The sequence below is a fragment of the Pseudochrobactrum saccharolyticum genome (assembly GCF_008801715.1).
In the GTDB taxonomy this organism is placed as follows: Bacteria; Pseudomonadota; Alphaproteobacteria; order Rhizobiales; family Rhizobiaceae; genus Pseudochrobactrum; species Pseudochrobactrum saccharolyticum.
The window spans coordinates 97,325-114,801 of sequence record NZ_VZPG01000002.1; the positions used below are offsets into that span (position 1 = coordinate 97,325).

At 51.6% G+C, this 17,477-nt stretch carries 17 protein-coding genes; 14 read left to right on the plus strand and 3 right to left on the minus strand.

Going from position 1 to position 17,477, the window contains the following annotated elements; translation table 11 throughout:
- The first annotated feature begins 12 nt into the window (after positions 1-12).
- The 6 genes from F7P81_RS07050 to F7P81_RS07075 all read left to right on the plus strand — a co-directional run bounded on the left by F7P81_RS07050 (position 13) and on the right by F7P81_RS07075 (position 5,739).
- Positions 13-237: a twin-arginine translocase TatA/TatE family subunit gene (locus F7P81_RS07050; protein WP_151159037.1), complete on the plus strand. Its 225-nt coding sequence runs from the start codon at positions 13-15 to the stop codon at positions 235-237.
- Positions 238-348: 111 nt separating this feature from the next.
- On the plus strand, positions 349-996 hold the full coding sequence (gene tatB / locus F7P81_RS07055; RefSeq protein ID WP_151159038.1) for a Sec-independent protein translocase protein TatB: 648 nt from the start codon (positions 349-351) through the stop codon (positions 994-996).
- Positions 993-1,829, plus strand: coding sequence for a twin-arginine translocase subunit TatC (tatC, locus tag F7P81_RS07060; protein ID WP_022711484.1), 837 nt, complete (start codon positions 993-995; stop codon positions 1,827-1,829). Before tatB ends, tatC begins: the two co-directional genes overlap by 4 nt.
- A 155-nt stretch (positions 1,830-1,984) precedes the next feature.
- On the plus strand, positions 1,985-3,265 hold the full coding sequence (serS, locus tag F7P81_RS07065) for a serine--tRNA ligase (protein WP_151159039.1): 1,281 nt from the start codon (positions 1,985-1,987) through the stop codon (positions 3,263-3,265).
- A 137-nt stretch (positions 3,266-3,402) separates the two neighbouring features.
- A complete protein-coding gene (locus tag F7P81_RS07070) occupies positions 3,403-4,080 on the plus strand; it encodes a protein-L-isoaspartate(D-aspartate) O-methyltransferase (protein WP_022711482.1) in 678 nt (225 codons plus the stop codon).
- Positions 4,081-4,503: 423 nt separating this feature from the next.
- Positions 4,504-5,739 carry a LysM peptidoglycan-binding domain-containing protein gene (locus F7P81_RS07075; RefSeq protein WP_371257522.1) on the plus strand — a complete coding sequence of 412 codons (1,236 nt, stop codon included), beginning with the start codon at positions 4,504-4,506 and terminating at the stop codon, positions 5,737-5,739.
- 107 nt (positions 5,740-5,846) lie between these two features.
- Here F7P81_RS07075 and F7P81_RS07080 read toward each other — a convergent pair whose 3' ends face one another.
- Positions 5,847-6,713 (minus strand): ATP-binding protein, encoded by an 867-nt coding sequence (locus F7P81_RS07080; protein WP_151159040.1) that lies wholly within the window; start codon positions 6,711-6,713, stop codon positions 5,847-5,849.
- Between the two features lie 468 nt (positions 6,714-7,181).
- Between F7P81_RS07080 and yajC the strand changes: the two genes are divergently transcribed.
- The 4 genes from yajC (at position 7,182) to F7P81_RS07100 (ending at position 11,523) form a co-directional block, all read left to right on the plus strand.
- Positions 7,182-7,523 carry a preprotein translocase subunit YajC gene (gene yajC, locus F7P81_RS07085; RefSeq protein WP_022711479.1) on the plus strand — a complete coding sequence of 114 codons (342 nt, stop codon included), beginning with the start codon at positions 7,182-7,184 and terminating at the stop codon, positions 7,521-7,523.
- Between the two features lie 291 nt (positions 7,524-7,814).
- A complete protein-coding gene (gene secD / locus F7P81_RS07090) occupies positions 7,815-10,064 on the plus strand; it encodes a protein translocase subunit SecD (protein WP_151159354.1) in 2,250 nt (749 codons plus the stop codon).
- A 189-nt stretch (positions 10,065-10,253) separates the two neighbouring features.
- Positions 10,254-10,643: an Mth938-like domain-containing protein gene (locus tag F7P81_RS07095; protein ID WP_022711477.1), complete on the plus strand. Its 390-nt coding sequence runs from the start codon at positions 10,254-10,256 to the stop codon at positions 10,641-10,643.
- Between the two features lie 4 nt (positions 10,644-10,647).
- Positions 10,648-11,523: a phytoene/squalene synthase family protein gene (locus tag F7P81_RS07100; protein WP_246176062.1), complete on the plus strand. Its 876-nt coding sequence runs from the start codon at positions 10,648-10,650 to the stop codon at positions 11,521-11,523.
- Between the two features lie 143 nt (positions 11,524-11,666).
- On the opposite strand, the gene trmFO is transcribed toward F7P81_RS07100, so the two are convergent.
- Together trmFO and F7P81_RS07110 are read right to left on the minus strand one after the other, a co-directional pair.
- Positions 11,667-13,070: a methylenetetrahydrofolate--tRNA-(uracil(54)-C(5))-methyltransferase (FADH(2)-oxidizing) TrmFO gene (trmFO, locus tag F7P81_RS07105; protein WP_151159041.1), complete on the minus strand. Its 1,404-nt coding sequence runs from the start codon at positions 13,068-13,070 to the stop codon at positions 11,667-11,669.
- Between the two features lie 395 nt (positions 13,071-13,465).
- Positions 13,466-13,618, minus strand: coding sequence for a DUF1127 domain-containing protein (locus F7P81_RS07110; protein ID WP_022711474.1), 153 nt, complete (start codon positions 13,616-13,618; stop codon positions 13,466-13,468).
- Positions 13,619-14,067: 449 nt separating this feature from the next.
- On the opposite strand from F7P81_RS07110, the gene F7P81_RS07115 reads away from it, so the two are divergent.
- The 4 genes from F7P81_RS07115 (at position 14,068) to F7P81_RS07130 (ending at position 17,392) form a co-directional block, all read left to right on the plus strand.
- Positions 14,068-14,523 (plus strand): hypothetical protein, encoded by a 456-nt coding sequence (locus F7P81_RS07115; RefSeq protein WP_151159042.1) that lies wholly within the window; start codon positions 14,068-14,070, stop codon positions 14,521-14,523.
- Between the two features lie 83 nt (positions 14,524-14,606).
- Positions 14,607-15,545: a sterol desaturase family protein gene (locus tag F7P81_RS07120; protein ID WP_151159043.1), complete on the plus strand. Its 939-nt coding sequence runs from the start codon at positions 14,607-14,609 to the stop codon at positions 15,543-15,545.
- Between the two features lie 93 nt (positions 15,546-15,638).
- The gene (locus tag F7P81_RS07125; RefSeq protein WP_151159044.1) at positions 15,639-16,814 is read left to right on the plus strand and encodes a DUF2157 domain-containing protein; all 1,176 of its coding nucleotides are present in this window, start codon (positions 15,639-15,641) and stop codon (positions 16,812-16,814) included.
- The gene (locus F7P81_RS07130) at positions 16,811-17,392 is read left to right on the plus strand and encodes a GDYXXLXY domain-containing protein (protein ID WP_022711470.1); all 582 of its coding nucleotides are present in this window, start codon (positions 16,811-16,813) and stop codon (positions 17,390-17,392) included. Before F7P81_RS07125 ends, F7P81_RS07130 begins: the two co-directional genes overlap by 4 nt.
- Positions 17,393-17,477 lie beyond the last annotated feature (85 nt).

The window sequence follows — 17,477 nt, forward strand, 5'->3', positions numbered from 1 at the left end:
AGGGGATATAAGATGGGTAGTTTTTCGATCTGGCACTGGCTTATTGTTCTGGCGGTTGTGCTGCTGCTGTTTGGCCGCGGCAAAATTCCTGAACTGATGGGCGATGTTGCCAAGGGCATCAAAAACTTCAAGCAGGGCATGAACGAGCCTGAAGAAACCGATGTTGCTTCTTCCAAGACCATCGACAATGAGACCGGCGAACAGGTCAAGTCGACGAAGAAAACGACAAAACTGTAATTACAGATCATTCTGCCGGACTGTGCCGCCTTATGCGGTGCAGAAAGACTTTGGCCACGCGTTCGCTTTGAACACAGGCCAAAGGCGGACAGATGGTGAAATGGAACGCCGATGTTAGATATAGGCTGGTCGGAGCTTCTGGTAATTGCGGTTGTTATGATCGTTGTTGTCGGCCCGAAGGATCTTCCGAAAATGTTGCGCGCCTTTGGCAAGGCAACAGGAAAGCTGCGCGCCACGGCGAACGAGTTCCGGACGCATTTTGATGAAGCTATGCGTGAGGCAGAGCTGGACGAAGTCAAAAAGACAATTGACGGCGTGAAGCAATATGACCCGCGCAAAACGGTGACGGATATTTTTGAACCGGTGCGCAGTGCCGGTGATGATTTGCGTGCCAGCCTGAATAATGCATCGCCGAAGCCGGAGGAAACACCGGCCGTACCTATGGATTCGCCGCTGGATCTCTCTGAAATCAAAGAGGAAGAGGCGAAAACGGCAACGCCTGCTGCACAGCCCGTTGCTGCAAAGCCTTCAGCTGCTGTTGCCGAGCCTGCTGCAGAACCGGTGAAAAAAGCCGCGAAACCCAGAGCTTCAAAAGCTGCGGCTGACACAGCGGCAAAACCTGCTGCAAAGAAAGCGCCGGCAAAAAGCGATTCTGCGGTTAAAGCTGCACCGGTAAAGCAAGCCGCAGAGAAAAAAGCTGCTGCGCCCCGTACAAAAGCCGCAGCGAAAACAACAAAAAAGACAGGAACTGAGCAGTGAGCAGTGATCAGGATGAAATAGACCAGAGCGCTGCGCCTTTGCTTGAGCATCTCATTGAGCTGCGCCGCCGCCTGATCTGGTCGATTGTGGCCTTTTTTCTGGCCTTTGTACTCTGCTTTGCTTTTGCCAAGCATCTCTTCAATTTGCTGGTTCTGCCTTATCAATGGGCGCTGGACTGGGCAGGGATGGATCGCAGCAAAGCCGCATTGATCTATACCGCACCGCAGGAGTTCTTCTTCACGCAGGTGAAAGTGGCGATGTTCGGCGGTCTGGTTCTTGCCTTTCCGATGATTGCTTCGCAGATTTACAAGTTTGTTGCGCCCGGCCTTTATAAGCATGAGCGTATGGCATTCCTGCCGTTTCTGGTTGCTTCGCCTTTGCTGTTTCTGCTGGGCGGTGCGCTGGTTTATTTCTTCTTCACACCGATGGTGATGTGGTTCTTCCTTGCCATGCAGCAATCGGGTGCGGATGGCGAAGTGCAGATTTCCCTGCTGCCGAAAGTGTCGGAATATCTCAGTCTGATTATGACGCTGATTTTCGCCTTCGGTCTGGTGTTCCAGCTGCCGGTTATCACATCGCTGATGGCCAAGGTTGGGCTGGTGACTGCACAGGGCCTGCGGGATAAGCGCAAATATGCGATTGTGATTGCCTTTGTGGTGGCTGCCGTGCTGACACCGCCGGATCCTGCAAGCCAGATCGGTCTTGCTATACCGGCAATCCTGCTCTACGAAATCTCGATCTGGCTGGCACAGATGATTGAGAAGAAGCGCGCTCAGGCCGAAATTCTCAATAATCTCACACCTGCAGATGATAATGAGCAAAAATCGTCCTGATTTTCGTATCATGTGATAGAAATTGAAGGCAGCATTTATGCTGCCTTTTCATGCATTGCAGCGGATCAGTTGTGATCGTGTTGCGATATAAGAGCCTGCCGTAACCGCTTGTTGTGATTACGGTGAACCTGAACCTAAAAATAACGGTACTTCCAATGCTGGACATTAAATGGATACGCGAAAACCCTGAAGCTCTTGATGCTGCTCTGCAAAAGCGCGGAGCCTCTGCTGTATCCTCCGATGTGTTGGCGCTGGATGAAGCCCGCCGTCAGCATATTGCCAAGGTGCAGGAAGCGCAGGAGCGCCGCAATGCCGCCTCGAAAGAGATCGGCAAAGCGATGGGCGAAAAAGATATGGCGACCGCTGACCGCCTGAAGGCGGAAGTTGCCGAGCTGAAGACCTTCCTCACCGAAGCGGAAGAAGAAGAACGTCGTCTCGATAAAGCGCTGAATGATGTTCTCTCAAGCCTGCCGAATGTGCCTTATGACAGCGTTCCTGTCGGTAAAGATGAGAATGATAATGTCGAGACACGTCGTATCGGCAATATCCGTAACTACGGTTTTGAACCGAAAGAGCATTTTGAACTGGGTGAAGCCCTCGGTCTGATGGATTTCGAGCGTGCTACCCGCATGTCCGGCTCGCGTTTTACCGTGCTGAAAGGTGCGCTTGCGCGTCTGGAACGTGCGCTCGGTCAGTTCATGCTTGATCTGCACACCACAGAACATGGTTATTCTGAAACTATGGTTCCGCTGATGGTGCGTGATGATGCGGTATATGGTACAGGCCAGCTGCCGAAATTCTCGGAAGATCTGTTCCGCACCACTGACGGCCGTTGGCTGATCCCGACTGCGGAAGTGCCGCTGACCAATCTGGTTAATGGCGAGATTGTGGATGGCGCTGAATTGCCGATGCGTGTGACTGCGCTGACGCCTTGTTTCCGCTCGGAAGCCGGTTCTGCCGGTCGCGATACACGCGGTATGCTGCGTCAGCACCAGTTCTGGAAAGTGGAAATGGTATCGGTCACCGATGCGGAAAGCTCGGAAGCCGAACTTGAACGCATGACCGGTTGTGCTGAAGAAGTTTTGAAGCGTCTTGGTCTGCCATTCCGCACTGTTACACTTTGCACCGGTGATATGGGCTTCGGCGCGCAGAAAACTTACGATATTGAGGTGTGGCTGCCGGGTCAGAACACATTCCGCGAAATCTCCAGCTGCTCGGTCTGCGGTGATTTTCAGGGACGTCGCATGAATGCGCGTTACCGTGCTGCCGGTGAAAAAGCGACCCGTTTTGTTCATACTCTGAACGGTTCCGGTGTTGCTGTCGGCCGTGCGCTGATCGCTGTGATGGAAAATTATCAGGAAGAAGATGGCAGCATCACCATTCCTGAGGCTCTGGTGCCTTATATGGGCGGCATGACCCGTATCGAAAAAGCCTGATATTCAGGTGTGTATTTAAGAAATGCCGGAGGCGGAAATGTCTCCGGCATTTTTATTTCTCCGCATTATCTCTGAATTTACAATTTTGAAGGATGATGTTGCCTGATCGGCTATAAATCTGACTTCGGGCAGGGTTCATGAATATTCATATGCAGGCAAATACGGGCAAATATCGCATGAGCGGCAAAGAAGGTTTTGCCTCTTTTGTATTGCGTATGCGCAGTCGTGGTTTACACGATCCGCGTTTGTTTGCAGCAATTGAAGCTACGCCGCGTCAGCATTTCATCAATTCAGCCTATCAGGATTTTGCCTATAGCAATCGTGTTTTGCCGCTGGCTTGCGGCGAATCAATTGAGGGGCTGGACGATCAGGCGCGTTTTCTCTCTGCTTTGTCGCTTGAAGCGGGACATCGCGTGTTGGAAATCGGCACAGGCTCGGGTTTCACTGCCGCTGTTATGGCGCGCCTTGCCGCGCGTGTGACAACGATTGAGCGTTATAAAACTTTGGCAGAAGCAGCGCGTAATCAGTTTCAGGCGCATCAGATCGAAAATGTTGTTTGCAAACATGCAGATGGCCGCCACGGTGTAGCCGGTGGTCCTTATGACCGCATTATCGTCTGGCTGGCTTCGGATGCCATGCCGCGGCAATATCTGGATTTGCTGGCAACGCATGGCGTGATGATTGCACCGGTCGGGCAGGGTGACGGGCAGCAGGTCATGTGTCGCATGGCCAAAGTCGGCAGCCGTTTTGAGCGCGAAGACCTGATGATGGTGCGTTATCAGCCGTTTATCGAAGGCTCTGCTGCGTTTCTCTGAAACTTCGGCTGATTTTATTTCCCGGTTTTTATGGTTGTCACAGTGCTCTGACAGGCTTCGGAGCAGCATGTCGTGTATCAAATTTGCCTGATTTAGCGATTATGGTATCCGTTTGATGAATCTTTTAATTTTTTTACAGCAATTTTAACCAGCAGGTAACATTAACGCGCTTTAATAAGTCTACTTAGAGTTTCGGGTATGGACGGGTTGAATATGCGTAAAAAAGTTTTGCATCATGCGTCCGAGCGTCTTCTGCGTCATAGCGCGGTCATCCTGCTTGCAGGTGTGGTTGCTGGCTGTAGCGGGGATATGACACGCTTTACGGATGGCCTTACGACTGGATCGACGAATAATCAGCGCGCGATTATGCAGTCACAGAATCAGTCCTATCAGCAGAATAACGGCGCGGATAATTATCCGTCGATGCCGGCTGCGCAGCGTGTGGCTTCCGGTAATGTGCAGCGTAACGAGTTGCCGCCGGTAGGAACTGCCGCACCGATGGGCGCTGCACAGGTTGTGCAGAATAATGTTCAGAACTCTGTTCAGTCCGTACGCGATCAGGCGACACAGCAGGTTGCAATGGCTGGCAGCAATATGACCAATGCTGCGGCAAGTTCGGTTAATAATGCGATGGTGCAGCCGGGTGAAACACTTTACGGCGTTGCCCGCCGGTTTAATGTGTCTCCGAATGATCTGATGGCTGCGAATAATATTACTGACCCGAATATGCTGCGGGCAGGGCAGACACTGACAATTCCGGGCGTTAAAGCCGCTGCCGGCGGCGCATTGGTTGCTGCTGCCAATGGCGGTACGCAGACCCTTGGTCAGCTGAAATCAAACGGTACACAGGCTGTTGCCAATGCTCAGCAGGCTGCGACGAACAAAGTGAATAATGCTGTTGCCAATGCAGGCGCAAAAGTAGCTGCTGCGACCGGCGGTTACACTGTGCAGAGCGGTGATACGTTGCATGCGATTGCCCAGCGCAATGGTGTGACGGCTGCAGCTCTGAAACAAGCGAACGGCATGAGCGACGGTACAATCCGCGTCGGTCAGTCTCTGGTGATCCCTGTTGCAGCGACTGCTGCAGCAACGCAGGTCGCGGCTGTTGCCAAGCCGGTTCAGGCCGCAGTTGATACGACAGTAAAAACAGCTTCAACCCCGCCTGCAGCTGCAAAACAGGTGCCGGATGGCAGCGTAAAGCCTTATACACCGCCGCAGGCGAGCAATAAGGTGATTGAAGAAGCCGAGCAGGATGTCGCCATGGCGCCTTCTGCAACCGGTATCTCGCAGATGCGCTGGCCGGTACGCGGCAAGGTGCTGACCAGCTTTGGTCAGCGTGACGGCGGTACTGTGAATGACGGTATCGACATTATGGTGCCGGAAGGTACGCCGGTTAAAGCAGCCGAAAACGGTGTGGTTATCTATGCCGGTGACGGGCTGAAGGAATTCGGTCAGACTGTTCTGGTGCGCCACGAAAATGGTCTTGTGACTGTCTATGGTCATAACAGCAAGATCAATGTGCAGCGCGGTCAGAAAGTACGTCGCGGTGAGGAAATTGCCCGTTCCGGTATGAGTGGCAATGCAAAATCGCCAAAGCTGCATTTTGAAGTGCGTAAGAATTCCACGCCGGTTAATCCGTCGAAATATCTGGAAACTTAATTCCCGGAATATAGAGCGCCATGTGCCATGCAAAGGACGTTCTAACTCTTTAAAATTATGCTCTGAATTGAAAAAAGCCCGCTGCATCATGCAGCGGGCTTTTTTGTTTATGCATGAATGGAAATGCCAAGCCTGCCGGCCAAATCTTGTACATATTGCCAGGCAACGCGGCCTGAACGGTTGCCGCGTGTGGTTGACCATTCAAGGGCTTCCGCATGCAGTTTCTCAACCGGATAATTGAAGCCGTAATGCGCGGCATAGCCATCAACCATCGCCAGATAATCATCCTGATTGCATTTATGGAAGCCAAGCCACAGACCGAAACGATCGGAGAGAGAGACTTTTTCTTCTGTCGCTTCAGACGGATTGATAGCGCTGGAACGCTCATTATCAATCATTTCACGCGGCATCAGATGACGGCGGTTGGATGTGGCATAGAAAATCACATTATCAGGACGGCCTTCGACACCGCCTTCAAGCGCAGCTTTCAGTGATTTGTAGGATGTATCGTCATGGTCGAAGGACAGGTCATCACAAAACAGAATGAAACGGTAGTCGCTTTCTTTGATGAGATTCATCAATACCGGCAGGCTGTTGATATCTTCACGGTGAATTTCAATGAGTTTCAGCGGTTTTTCAGCTGTTTGATTGACTGAAGCCTGCGCGGCCTTGACCAGTGAGGATTTGCCCATGCCGCGTGCACCCCAGAGCAGCACATTATTGGCGGGCAGGCCACGGGCAAAGCGCTCGGTATTGCTCACCAGCTGATCGCGCACATGGTCAACACCATGAATGAGACCGAGATCAACGCGGTTGACCTTTTTGACCGGTGCCAGTTCAAGGCGGGAAGGCTCCCAGACAAATGTATCGGCACTCTCTGCCCGTAATGGTTTGGGGGCAGGTGGTGCCATGCGCTCAAGAACAGCCAGCAGCTGATCCAGTTTTGCACTCAATATTTGCTCAGTCGTGTTCATTTTAAAGCCTGTATTCTATCCGCGGCACTCTTGTATCCGGTCATCAGACTTATGGCGGGATGCAAGAATGCCCGGATTTTAAGTAAAGCACTTGAGCATTCGCTACCGGCTTTACCGGACTGTTTCTGTTTGCTTCTTAAAGACTGCCTTCAAGAATAGTCTGACTTTAGCAAGATTATTGTCTTTGAATAGTACCCATGGGTACGGTTGTGTGAAAATATTGTATTTGTGCCTGTAGCCAAGGCCGGAGTGAAAAAAATGATGGCCGCACTGGTAAAGTGGATTAAGAATTTGCATCTATGGTTGCATAACGGCGTATAACCGTTGTAATGCGCAGTGAATAAATTTGATGCATGCCGGTGAAATATGACGGCTTTGGCTACATAATTCCCTAACCCGCAATCGGTTTAAGGAATTCTGCAGCCGAGAAGCATCGGACAGTTTTCAGTTTGACGAGGAGTCACTTTCATGTTTGTTACCCCTGCTTACGCTCAGGCCGCCGGTGGTGCCGGTGGCGCGGATATGCTGATGAGCATTCTGCCGTTTATCCTTATTTTCGTTGTTATGTATTTCCTGATTATCCGCCCTCAGCGTAATCAGATGAAAAAACGCGGTGAAATGCTGACCAATATCCGCCGCAATGACACGATCATTACCGGTGGCGGCATCATCGCTAAAGTTACCAAAGTGATCGATGATAATGAGCTGGAAGCTGAAATTGCTGACGGTATCAAAATCCGCGTTCTGCGCTCCACCATTGGTGATGTGCGCACCCGTGGTGAACCGGTTGCCGACAACAAAAACAAGTAAGCTTATTGCTGATTGTTATTAAAGCCCGCTTTGAGCGGGCTTTTTTATTGGCCTGAAACTATAATTTGATGTGCTGCAATAGCGCATCATCAGCTTAAAATCTGCGCCATCCGCCTGTGTGCCTGCTGAGATTTGTACGAATCACGTATAAGATCAGAAAATGAGGTGGTGTAAGCAGAATTTGCCGTGTTTTATTCGGCAGTTATTCTCAAAAACATTACTGTTACGTCTGATCCTGTCTGTTTTGCGGGTTTGCTGCAAAGCGGCATCAATTTTACGGATGGATTGCCGATGCTCTATTTCCCGCGCTGGAAATCGGTACTGATCTGGCTGGTCGTTCTGGCCGGTTTTATCTTCGCATTACCTAATTTCTTTTCCGCTCAGCAATTGTCGGGTCTGCCTGACGGTTTCCCGAAAGGGCAGATTATCACCGGTCTTGATCTGACAGGCGGTACGCGCGTTGTTCTGGCATCGCCGAAAATTACTGCGGAAGATCTGGATAAAAGCGCAGCCGTTATGGCCGACCGTCTGTCTGAGCTGGGTTATGATAATGCCCGTATCAATGTGCAGAACAAAAACCAGATACGCGCTGAAGTGCCGGATGTTTATGACGCACAGCTCATCAAAGATCTCCTGAGCCTGAAAGGCGATATCAATTTCCGTCAGGCGAAAATAGTAACGACACCTGATCCGCTGGCTGAAGGGCTGGTTCCGCAGGATTCGGAAATCATCTATTCATTTGATGATCCGCCGGTTGGTTATATTGTTAAAAAAGCACCGGTTCTTACCGGTGAAGACATTGCCGATGCGGAAGTCGGTGTGAATACCGCGCAGGATTCAGTGATTACCATCTCCCTGACGGAAGAGGGCACAAAGGATCTGGCTGATTTTACGACCAAGAATACCGGCTCTGTTCTTGCTGTTGTGATTGATAATCAGATTGTGTCGGCTCCGCGTATTCAGGAAGCAATTACGACCGGCAATTTGCAGATCACCGGTGATTTCGATCTGGAAACATTGAGCAATCTTGGTGTTGTTCTGCGTTCGGGGCCGCTTGCAGCTCCGGTTCAGGTTCTGGAAGAGCGCAGCATTGCTTCGGCGCTTGGCCAGAATTATACAAGCTACGGACTGATTACTGCACTGAGCGCGCTTGTGGTTGTCGCTCTGTTTATGGTGCTGTCCTATGGCCTGCTTGGTCTGATCTCTGTGATTGCGCTCGGCGTCAATGTCATGCTGATGATTGCCGTCGTGTCATTCTTCGGTGTTGCAGTCGGGTTGGCAACCATTGCCGGTCTGGTGCTGACGATTGGTATGGCAGTGGACAGCAATATCCTGCTGTTTGAGAAAATGCGTGAAGACCGCCGTAACGGTTATTCCGTTGTGCAGGCGATTGAATCCGGTTTTTCCCGTGCGCGTGCCTGTGTGGTGGATGCCAATCTGACAACGCTAATCGCGGCATTGGTATTGCTGATGTTCGGGAGCGGGCCGTTGCATGAATTTGCGATCATCGTGACCATTGGTGTTGCGACGTCACTTTTCACAACCTACACCTTCTCCCGTCTCCTGATTTCTCTCTGGGTTCGTCAGTCAAAACCAACAGTGATTCCGGCACGTTTCCTCAAGCTGGTGCCAACCAATACCAAGATCGGCTTTATGAAACTGAGCGGCATTACGGCAATTATCTCTGCCGCTGCCTGTGTTGCTGCCCTCGTGTTCTATTTCACCATGGGTCTGAATTACGGCATCGATTTCGATGGCGGTTCTTCTGTCGAGCTGCAGTCGCGTGAAGGGCCTGCGGATCTGAATGATATTCGTTTGCGTCTGTCCGAGCTGAATATTGACGGTGCGCGGGTGGTGCAGGGCAAAAATGAAAACCTTGCCGAGCTGCTGATCGGCTCGCAGGATGCCGGTGATGATGCCGAGCAGACCGTAGTCGTGAAATTGCGCGACGAGTTCGAGCAGGATTATGATTTCCAGCGCGTTGAAGTGGTTGGGCCAACGGTTTCCGATCATTTGTCGCGGATTGGTAATGCAGCGCTCGGACTGGCACTGATCGGCGTTTTTGCCTATTTGTGGCTGCGTTTCCGCTGGCAGTTTGCTGTCGGTGCTGTGCTGGCAACAACGCATGATATTATCATCATGATTGGTGTTTTTGCGCTGTTCCGCTTTGAATATAATTTGTGGAGCCTTGCGGCGCTGCTGACGGTGATCGGCTATTCACTTAACGATACGGTGGTCGTGTATGACCGCGTGCGTGATAATTTGCGCCGCTATCCGCAGACGCGGGTCAGTATGCTGGTGGATGCTGCGATCAATCAGACGCTGTCCCGTACAATTCTGACCTCTCTGGTCACGCTGCTGGCGCTGATCCCGCTCTACATCTTTGGCGGTGCGGATATCGGTTCCTTTGCAGTGATGATGTCGCTGGGGATCATTATCGCGACCTATTCGTCGATCTATATTGCGGGGCCGTTGCTTTGGCTGCTCGGCATCAGACCGTCAGATGTCAGCGAAAACGCGGAGCCGCAAACTGCAAGCTGAGTAATCAGCAAAATATAACAATAAGCATTGCCCGCAGGAGTTCCTGCGGGCAATGCTGTTTTAATCAGGCTGAAATGCACTGTAATGAACTGGTAAAACTCCCATATTGTTGTAGAAGGGGCGCATATTATTGCTTGCCATCCATGCGGGGCTGAGCAGATTATAGCGATCAAGATAAAGAGAGACGAAATGAACACTGGCATTGAAATCCGTGAGGCACATTTTCCGGGACGGGCACCGATTGATGCCTATGGAAATGGCGGGTTTCGTTTTGCGGAAATGTCGCATCGCGGTTCATTAATGTGTCTGCCATCCGGCATTCATGGCTGGGAGCCAAAACAGTCACCAATTCTGACGGTGGCTGATCTGGATATGATCCTGCAACAGGCAAGCGATATTGAAATTCTGCTGGTTGGCACGGGTATGGATCTGCGCCGGATACCGGAAGATGTTAAGGCCGTGTTGCGTGAGCACCGCATTTCCTCCGATCCGATGAGCACCGGCGCTGCCGTGCGCACCTATAATGTGCTGCTTGCGGAAGACCGCGCTGTTGCCGCCGCTCTGATTGCCGTGGAGTGAGAGTGTGGCTGAAACTGACAATAAAGCCGTGACATTTTCAGCGGCCGAGACCGGACATTATCAGCATTGCCTGCAATTTCTGCGCCAGAGTGATTTTGACCGCTATCTGGCAGTGCTTTATGCGCCGGAAGATAAACGACCTGCGCTTGCCGCACTCTATGCATTCAATGCAGAAGTCGCCCGTATCCGTGATGTGGTGCATGATGCATTGCCGGGGGAAGTGCGCCTGCAATGGTGGCGTGATCTTATCAATGGTACCGAGCATGGTGCAGTGACCGGCAATCCGGTGGCGGCCTTGCTGCTCAAAGCGATTGGTGATTATCAGCTGCCGCGCTCCGTATTTGATGCCTATTGTGAGGCACGGATTTTTGATCTCTATAATGATCCGATGCCGAGCCGCAATGATCTGGAAGGCTATTGCGGCGAAACCGCCTGTGCTATTTTGCAAATGGCGGCAATGATATTGGATGCCGATGCGGCGAAATCTTCGGCTGAACTCTCGGGCCATGCAGGTGTTGCGCAGGCTGTCAGCGGTTTGCTGCGGCTGATGCCTTTGCATCGCCGTCGCGGGCAGGTCTATGTGCCGGAAGATATGTTGCAGGCGGTGGGTGTTACGACAGAGCAATTTATCAAGGGTGATGACAAAGCGGCGATGCAGCGTGTCGTGGCTGTGGTGACAGCTCTGGCGCGGGAACATTACGCGGCTTTTGAAAAACAACCTATGCCGGCAAGCCTGAAAGCAGCCTATCTGCCGGTGCGTTTGGTTCCGTTGGTGCTGAAACGCGCAGAGCGCAAGGCTGATCTGGTGGCGGAGCAGGGCATTGACCTGTCACAATTACGGCGCCAGTGGATTTACTTAAAGTCCTCACTCAAATCATAAGTAATAAAAAAAGCCGCCTCTAGAGCGTGTTGCGTTTAAGCTGTGGCACTGTGCTCGCTCTAGTGCTTTGTTTTTACGCATGTCTTTACCCCAAAACCAGTACCCACTTTTGGGAGACATGCTCTGGAGGCGGCTTTTTGATGTTATTGCTGTTCTTGCAGCCAGACTTTGAAGTCACTCAAAGCGCGGGCACTAAGAGCGCGTTTTTTGGCCTGTGTCTTTTCCTTGCCGCGCAGACGCACACCTTCCTGTTTCGGAACTGTAACTTCCGGAAACAGGCCGAAATTCACATTCATTGGCTGGAAAGACCGTTTGCCCGGTTCATCATCGCTGACAAGATGGCCGCCGGTAATGTGATTGAGCAAGGCGCCGAAAGCTGTCGTGACAGGTGGTGGCGGCAAAGTCTCGCCACGCTGCTGCGCAGCTGCAAAACGACCGGCGAGCAAGCCCATCGCTGAAGATTCCACATAGCCTTCACAACCGGTTATCTGGCCTGCAAAACGGATTTGCGGGCGGGATTTCAGGCGCAGGCTGGTATCAAGCAGGATCGGTGAATTGAGATAGGTATTGCGGTGCAAACCGCCGAGGCGGGCAAATTCCGCATTCTCCAGACCTGGAATCATGCGCAAAATCCGGGTCTGTTCGCCATATTTCAGCTTGGTCTGGAAACCGACCATATTATAGAGCGTGCCAAGCGCATTATCCTGACGCAGCTGCACAACTGCATAGGGCTTCACATCGCGATTATGGGCATTGGTCAGCCCCATCGGTTTCATTGGGCCATGACGCAAGGTTTCAGGGCCGCGCTCTACCATCACTTCAATCGGCAGACAGCCGTCGAAATAAGGTGTGCCTTCCCATTCTTTGAACTCGGTCTTTTCACCGTCAATCAAAGCCTGAATAAAGGCCTGATATTGCTCTTTATCCATCGGGCAGTTGATATAGTCTTTGCCTGTGCCGCCCGGACCAACTTTGTCATAGCGCGACTGGAACCAGCAGATATCCATATTGATGCTGTCAAAATGGATGATCGGTGCGATTGCATCAAAGAAGGCGAGGGAATCGGCTTCAGTTTCCTGTGCGATTGCTTCTGCCAGTTCTGCAGCAGTCAGCGGGCCGGTGGCGATGATGGTATTGCCCCAGTCTTCCGGTGGCAGACCTTCAACCACTTCACGCTGAATGGTGATGAGCGGATGCGCTTCAAGCTTTGCAGTGACCGCATCAGAGAAACCGTCACGGTCAACAGCCAGCGCACCACCGGCCGGAACCTGATTGGCATCGGCGCAGGCCATAATCAGCGAATTGGCCAGACGCATTTCAGCATGGAGCACGCCAACGGCATTGGTTTCAGCATCATCCGAGCGGAAGGAATTGGAGCATACAAGCTCAGCCAGTCCGTGGGTTTTATGCGCATCTGTACCGCGCACCGGACGCATTTCATGAATGATGACGGGAATGCCTGCTTCAGCAATCTGCCATGCCGCTTCGCTGCCTGCGAGGCCGCCGCCGATAATGTGAACAGGTGAATAGGATGATAAATTGGACATGCTTTGTCCAATACCGCTTTTGCAACGCGGCATCAATCACCTCTGTGCCAGATCACAAGCTTTTGCGGATAGGAATAATGGATAAAAAAATAGCCCTGTCGCAGGAGGGAGGGCGACAGAGCTATCTTAAGGAGGACTGATATGGGGGGATATCAGTCAGCGCAGAATGGAGGACATAGTCCTGACAGCGCTATGCCTGCTGAAAAACGGGAGGGACAACAGCAGGCAATAAAACATGACCGGTACGGGAGGAGGAATACCGGTCATGAAAGGGGAGGATGTTTATCCGTCCGCGCCGGTGGTTGAAAAACTCCGGCACAGATATTTCGTGGCATACATACTATCAGTTCAGGCGAATTCCCGATCCTGACAGTTTTAGCAATGACTTGCTTAAATTACATGCCGGCAGTGTTGGACTTGCGGGCGATGTAAGGGATGTCAGAGCGGGAGATACCGAGATCACCGAGTTCACGGTTGGACAAACGGTTCAGTTCGGAAACTGTGTCACGGTAACGGCGCCAGTTGTTGAAAGAGCGAATGATGTTCATTTTTAAAACCCTCGATTGTGTTCAGTTGTGTTGTGTAATCTGTTGTCCTGTATATAGCCCGGGCGATCAGAAATGAGGAGAGACAAGATTGCATAGCTCCTCTGCGAGCCTTGCAGACCTCATTTAAACGATTTAAATCGCTATTTAGTCGCTATTTGGACAAAATTGGTGCCGGTCGCAATTTTCGTTCGTTAAACTGTGGTTGCGGGTAATTTAAATGCGGTATCACGCATTAAGCCTCACAAAAATATCGCCTGTGGGTTGTGTAGAAATTGTGACATTTCAAGAGCTATGCAAAGCAGCACGGCATTAAGGTTAGCGACTGGTAAAATTGCGGGCTGGTTATTGGGTACCTGTGCGATTTTTGGATACTTGAATGCGGGGAATTTTCGTGGGAACCTTGTTTTCATGAAGGGGAACGGCTTGTTTATAGGGGGAGATCAGGTCGCTTGCTGAGTTTGCCTGTACTCATTGGCATGATCGTCGCCGGTATTGTTACCGGTGCAGTGGCTGTTCATCTGCTTGGCGGTAACCGGCAGGCGGTTTTAGACAGCGATAAGGATGTGCTGGAGCGTTTCCGGCAGGATTATCCGGAAAGCCTGATCACCCGCATTTATTATACTCAAGACCGGCGCACTGCTTTTTTCGACCTGCCGCAGCAGGGAACCGGTATTGTTCATGCGGTGGGTGCTAAATTTTTGACACGCATTTTAAAAGCGCAAGATATTGCGGAAATCCGGAAGCAGGACGAAACAAGACTGTTTCTGCAGATGCATGATTTTACATGGCCTGCGGCTGCTTTTTCTTTCGATGACAAAAAGACACGTGATCAGGTCTGTGAATGGCTGGAGCATTTCACAGTCAAGTTGGATCAACTTGACGCCCGTGATAGTGCGACCAAATAAAGAATCTGGAGCGAGCGCTATGATCCAATCTGGACGTAAACCGCTCTAGCGCGGCCTCAACAATAAAAAGGGGAGTTGTCTTAATGAATGATCCGGCATTCTTGGACGTGACACTGCTGGCAGTGCCCTTATATCTCCTTGCGATCATGATTGAGCTGGTTGCGGTGCGCTATTGGCATCGCAAGGGCGAATTTGAAACCCGTGATGCACTGACCAGCCTGCTAATGGGCACCGGTAATGTTGTGGCAGGGCTGTTGCTCGGTTTTGTTTCTGTCACAGCTTTACTGTGGGTATGGCAGTTTCGTTTTTTTGACCTCGGCCTGCATTGGTGGGTCTTTATCGCTGCCTTTATTTTTGATGATCTGCGCTATTACTGGTATCACCGTATTGCCCATCGGGTGCGCTGGGTCTGGGCGGAGCATGTCAATCATCATTCAAGCCAGCACTATAATCTGACCACAGCACTGCGTCAGTCGTGGACAGGGCAGATTACCGGCATGTTTATATTGCAGGTGCCGCTGGTATTGCTGGGCTTTCATCCGGCAGTGATTGCTTTTGTCTATGGCTTTAATCTGATCTACCAGTTCTGGATTCATACGGAAGCAATCGGCAAAATGTGGAAGCCTATTGAACTCATATTCAATACGCCTTCGCATCACCGTGTGCATCACGCAACCAATCCGCGATATCTGGATGCGAATTTTGCCGGTACCTTGATTATCTGGGACCGATTATTCGGCACATTTGTGGAAGAATTGCCGGAGGATATGCCGCGCTACGGGATCGTGCGCAATATCGGTACTTTCAATCCGGTGCGGGTGGCATTTCATGAATGGGCGGGGATGATGAAAGATGTGTTTGCGCCGGGGCTGAGCCTGCGGCAAAGGCTGATGTATATGGCAGCGCCGCCCGGCTGGAGCCATGACGGCAGCCGCAAAACATCGGAAGATCTGAAAGCGGATTATGTGCGCCTGAACCCTGATGAAGCCGGTAAGCCGGGATTGCCTGAGCACTCGTCTTAATTTAACACGATAATAAAGCTATGCGCTCGTCTATAACGTCGGGCAGGTTTGTTCTCATGCAAGCCGCAGCAACCATTATAACAGGATCGCCATTTGTCCATTTTTGTTTCCCTTGCACACCAGATTGACCAATGGCAGTCCCAAGGGCTGCTGGATCAGGAAACCGCAGACAGGCTGCGTCTTGATGTTAAAACCCGCAAGAACGGCTTTGGTATTGGCGGTGTTCTCGCCGTGCTTGGCGCATTATTGCTTGGCGCAGCGCTGATCCTGTTTGTTGCAGCCAATTGGGAAGTTATACCGCGTGTCTGGCGCGTGGCGCTTATCCTGTTTGTCATGTGGAGCGGTTATCTTGGCGGCGCATGGTTGCAGAGGCGCAGCGAAAGCGGGCAGGGCAGCACATTGGCGGCGGTTTTTGCACCGGCGCTCTACCTGCTCTCGGCAATTACCTATGGTGCCGGTATCGCGCTGATCGGACAGATGTATCATATGTCCGGTGATATGACGACGGCGGCGCTGGCATGGGGCGTTGGTGTGCTGATTGCTGCGGTGCTGCTGCGCGCGCCGATTTTGACCGCTGCGGCATTGGGTATCGGTGGCTTTTATCTGTCAACCGTGCTGAATGAGCTTGGCGGGCAGGTCAATCTGGTTGCATCTTATCGCTGGATTATGCCGCTTTACATTCTCGCCTGTGTCGGTTCCATTATCTACACAAAAGCGGATAAGGCCATGCATTTGCTGGCAGCGCTGACACTGGCTTATTTCCTCACTTTGTATTTTGACATTGAAAATCAGGCGATCCTGATCCTGATGATTGCCCTTGGCGCTGTGCTGGTGATTTGTCAGGGGCGCTGGCCGGCTTTTGAACGCTACAGCTACGGATTTGGCTCGCAGCTGGCCGGTTATGGTCTGGCTTCGTTGCTGATCGCGCTGTTTATCTTTCAGGTTGAGCATAAAGACCTGTTCAATAGCTATGAGGCCGGTGCCGATGCGGTCTATTCGCTGGCGGCGATTGCCATCTGTGTTTTTGCGCTGATTATTGCCGGTGAAAAAAGCGGACAATTACGCTGGTTTGCCTATGCGGGCTTCTCTCTGCATGTGTTGTATCTGGCGACTGTGACCGTGGGGACGATGATTGGCACGTCCGGTGTCTTCCTGATTGGCGGACTGCTGGTGATGGGGCTGGCTTATCTGGTTACCCGCATGGAAAAATATCTGCATGGTACCCCTGCAAAAGCGGTGTCCGTTCATGATGGGGAGCAGCAACCATGAGTTTTCTTAAAAAACGCTGGCTTTATGTGGCTGCAATTCTTGCGGCATTGCTGCAGTCGGGTGTGATGCTGGCAGGTGTTCAGCAGCGTATCAGTATTCTGCGCAGCGGTTCGGAAGTGGTGCTGCGGACTTTGCCGGTTGATCCGCGTGATCTGATGCGCGGCGATTATGTTATTCTGAGCTATGAAATCTCCCGCTTGCCTGCACATATGATTAGCGGTCAGCCGAAACGCAAAAGCGGACTGAATTATATTTATGTCGTGCTGGCGAAACAGGCTGATGGTTTGTGGGAGGCGAAGCGGGCGCAATTTGATGTTCCTGATGCATTAAAAGACGGCGAAATCTTTTTGCGCGGGGAGGTTGAGGCTCCGTTCCAGCTCTTTGACAGCTATTCAATCCTGCCTGTTGTTTATGGCATTGAGCGCTATTATGTGCCGGAGGGCGAGGGGCTGGCCGTTGAAAATGCCCAGCGCGACAGCAACGTGGATATCGTCCTGTCAGTGAATGAAAAAGGCGTCGCGGCGATCCGTGCGCTCAGGATTGACGGCAAACAGGTTTTTGATGAGCCGCTGTTCTGAGGTGAGGCGGCAAAGGGGAAGTGATAAGATCTGTGTATGACGGTCTCTTATCAAAAATAATCTGTTTTTCCCCTTTGAAGCCTGA

Excerpts from the sequence above, each read along its gene's own strand:
- serS (WP_151159039.1), top strand. The coding sequence starts at position 1,985 with ATGCTGGACATTAAATGGATACGCGAAAACCCTGAAGCTCTTGATGCT.
- F7P81_RS07130 (WP_022711470.1), top strand. The coding sequence starts at position 16,811 with ATGAGTTTTCTTAAAAAACGCTGGCTTTATGTGGCTGCAATTCTTGCG.
- F7P81_RS07120 (WP_151159043.1), top strand. The coding sequence starts at position 14,607 with ATGAATGATCCGGCATTCTTGGACGTGACACTGCTGGCAGTGCCCTTA.
- F7P81_RS07050 (WP_151159037.1), top strand. The coding sequence starts at position 13 with ATGGGTAGTTTTTCGATCTGGCACTGGCTTATTGTTCTGGCGGTTGTG.
- yajC (WP_022711479.1), top strand. The coding sequence starts at position 7,182 with ATGTTTGTTACCCCTGCTTACGCTCAGGCCGCCGGTGGTGCCGGTGGC.
- F7P81_RS07070 (WP_022711482.1), top strand. The coding sequence starts at position 3,403 with ATGAATATTCATATGCAGGCAAATACGGGCAAATATCGCATGAGCGGC.
- F7P81_RS07110 (WP_022711474.1), bottom strand. The coding sequence starts at position 13,618 with ATGAACATCATTCGCTCTTTCAACAACTGGCGCCGTTACCGTGACACA.
- F7P81_RS07075 (WP_371257522.1), top strand. The coding sequence starts at position 4,504 with ATGCCGGCTGCGCAGCGTGTGGCTTCCGGTAATGTGCAGCGTAACGAG.
- F7P81_RS07095 (WP_022711477.1), top strand. The coding sequence starts at position 10,254 with ATGAACACTGGCATTGAAATCCGTGAGGCACATTTTCCGGGACGGGCA.
- secD (WP_151159354.1), top strand. The coding sequence starts at position 7,815 with ATGCTCTATTTCCCGCGCTGGAAATCGGTACTGATCTGGCTGGTCGTT.
- tatB (WP_151159038.1), top strand. The coding sequence starts at position 349 with ATGTTAGATATAGGCTGGTCGGAGCTTCTGGTAATTGCGGTTGTTATG.
- trmFO (WP_151159041.1), bottom strand. The coding sequence starts at position 13,070 with ATGTCCAATTTATCATCCTATTCACCTGTTCACATTATCGGCGGCGGC.
- F7P81_RS07080 (WP_151159040.1), bottom strand. The coding sequence starts at position 6,713 with ATGAACACGACTGAGCAAATATTGAGTGCAAAACTGGATCAGCTGCTG.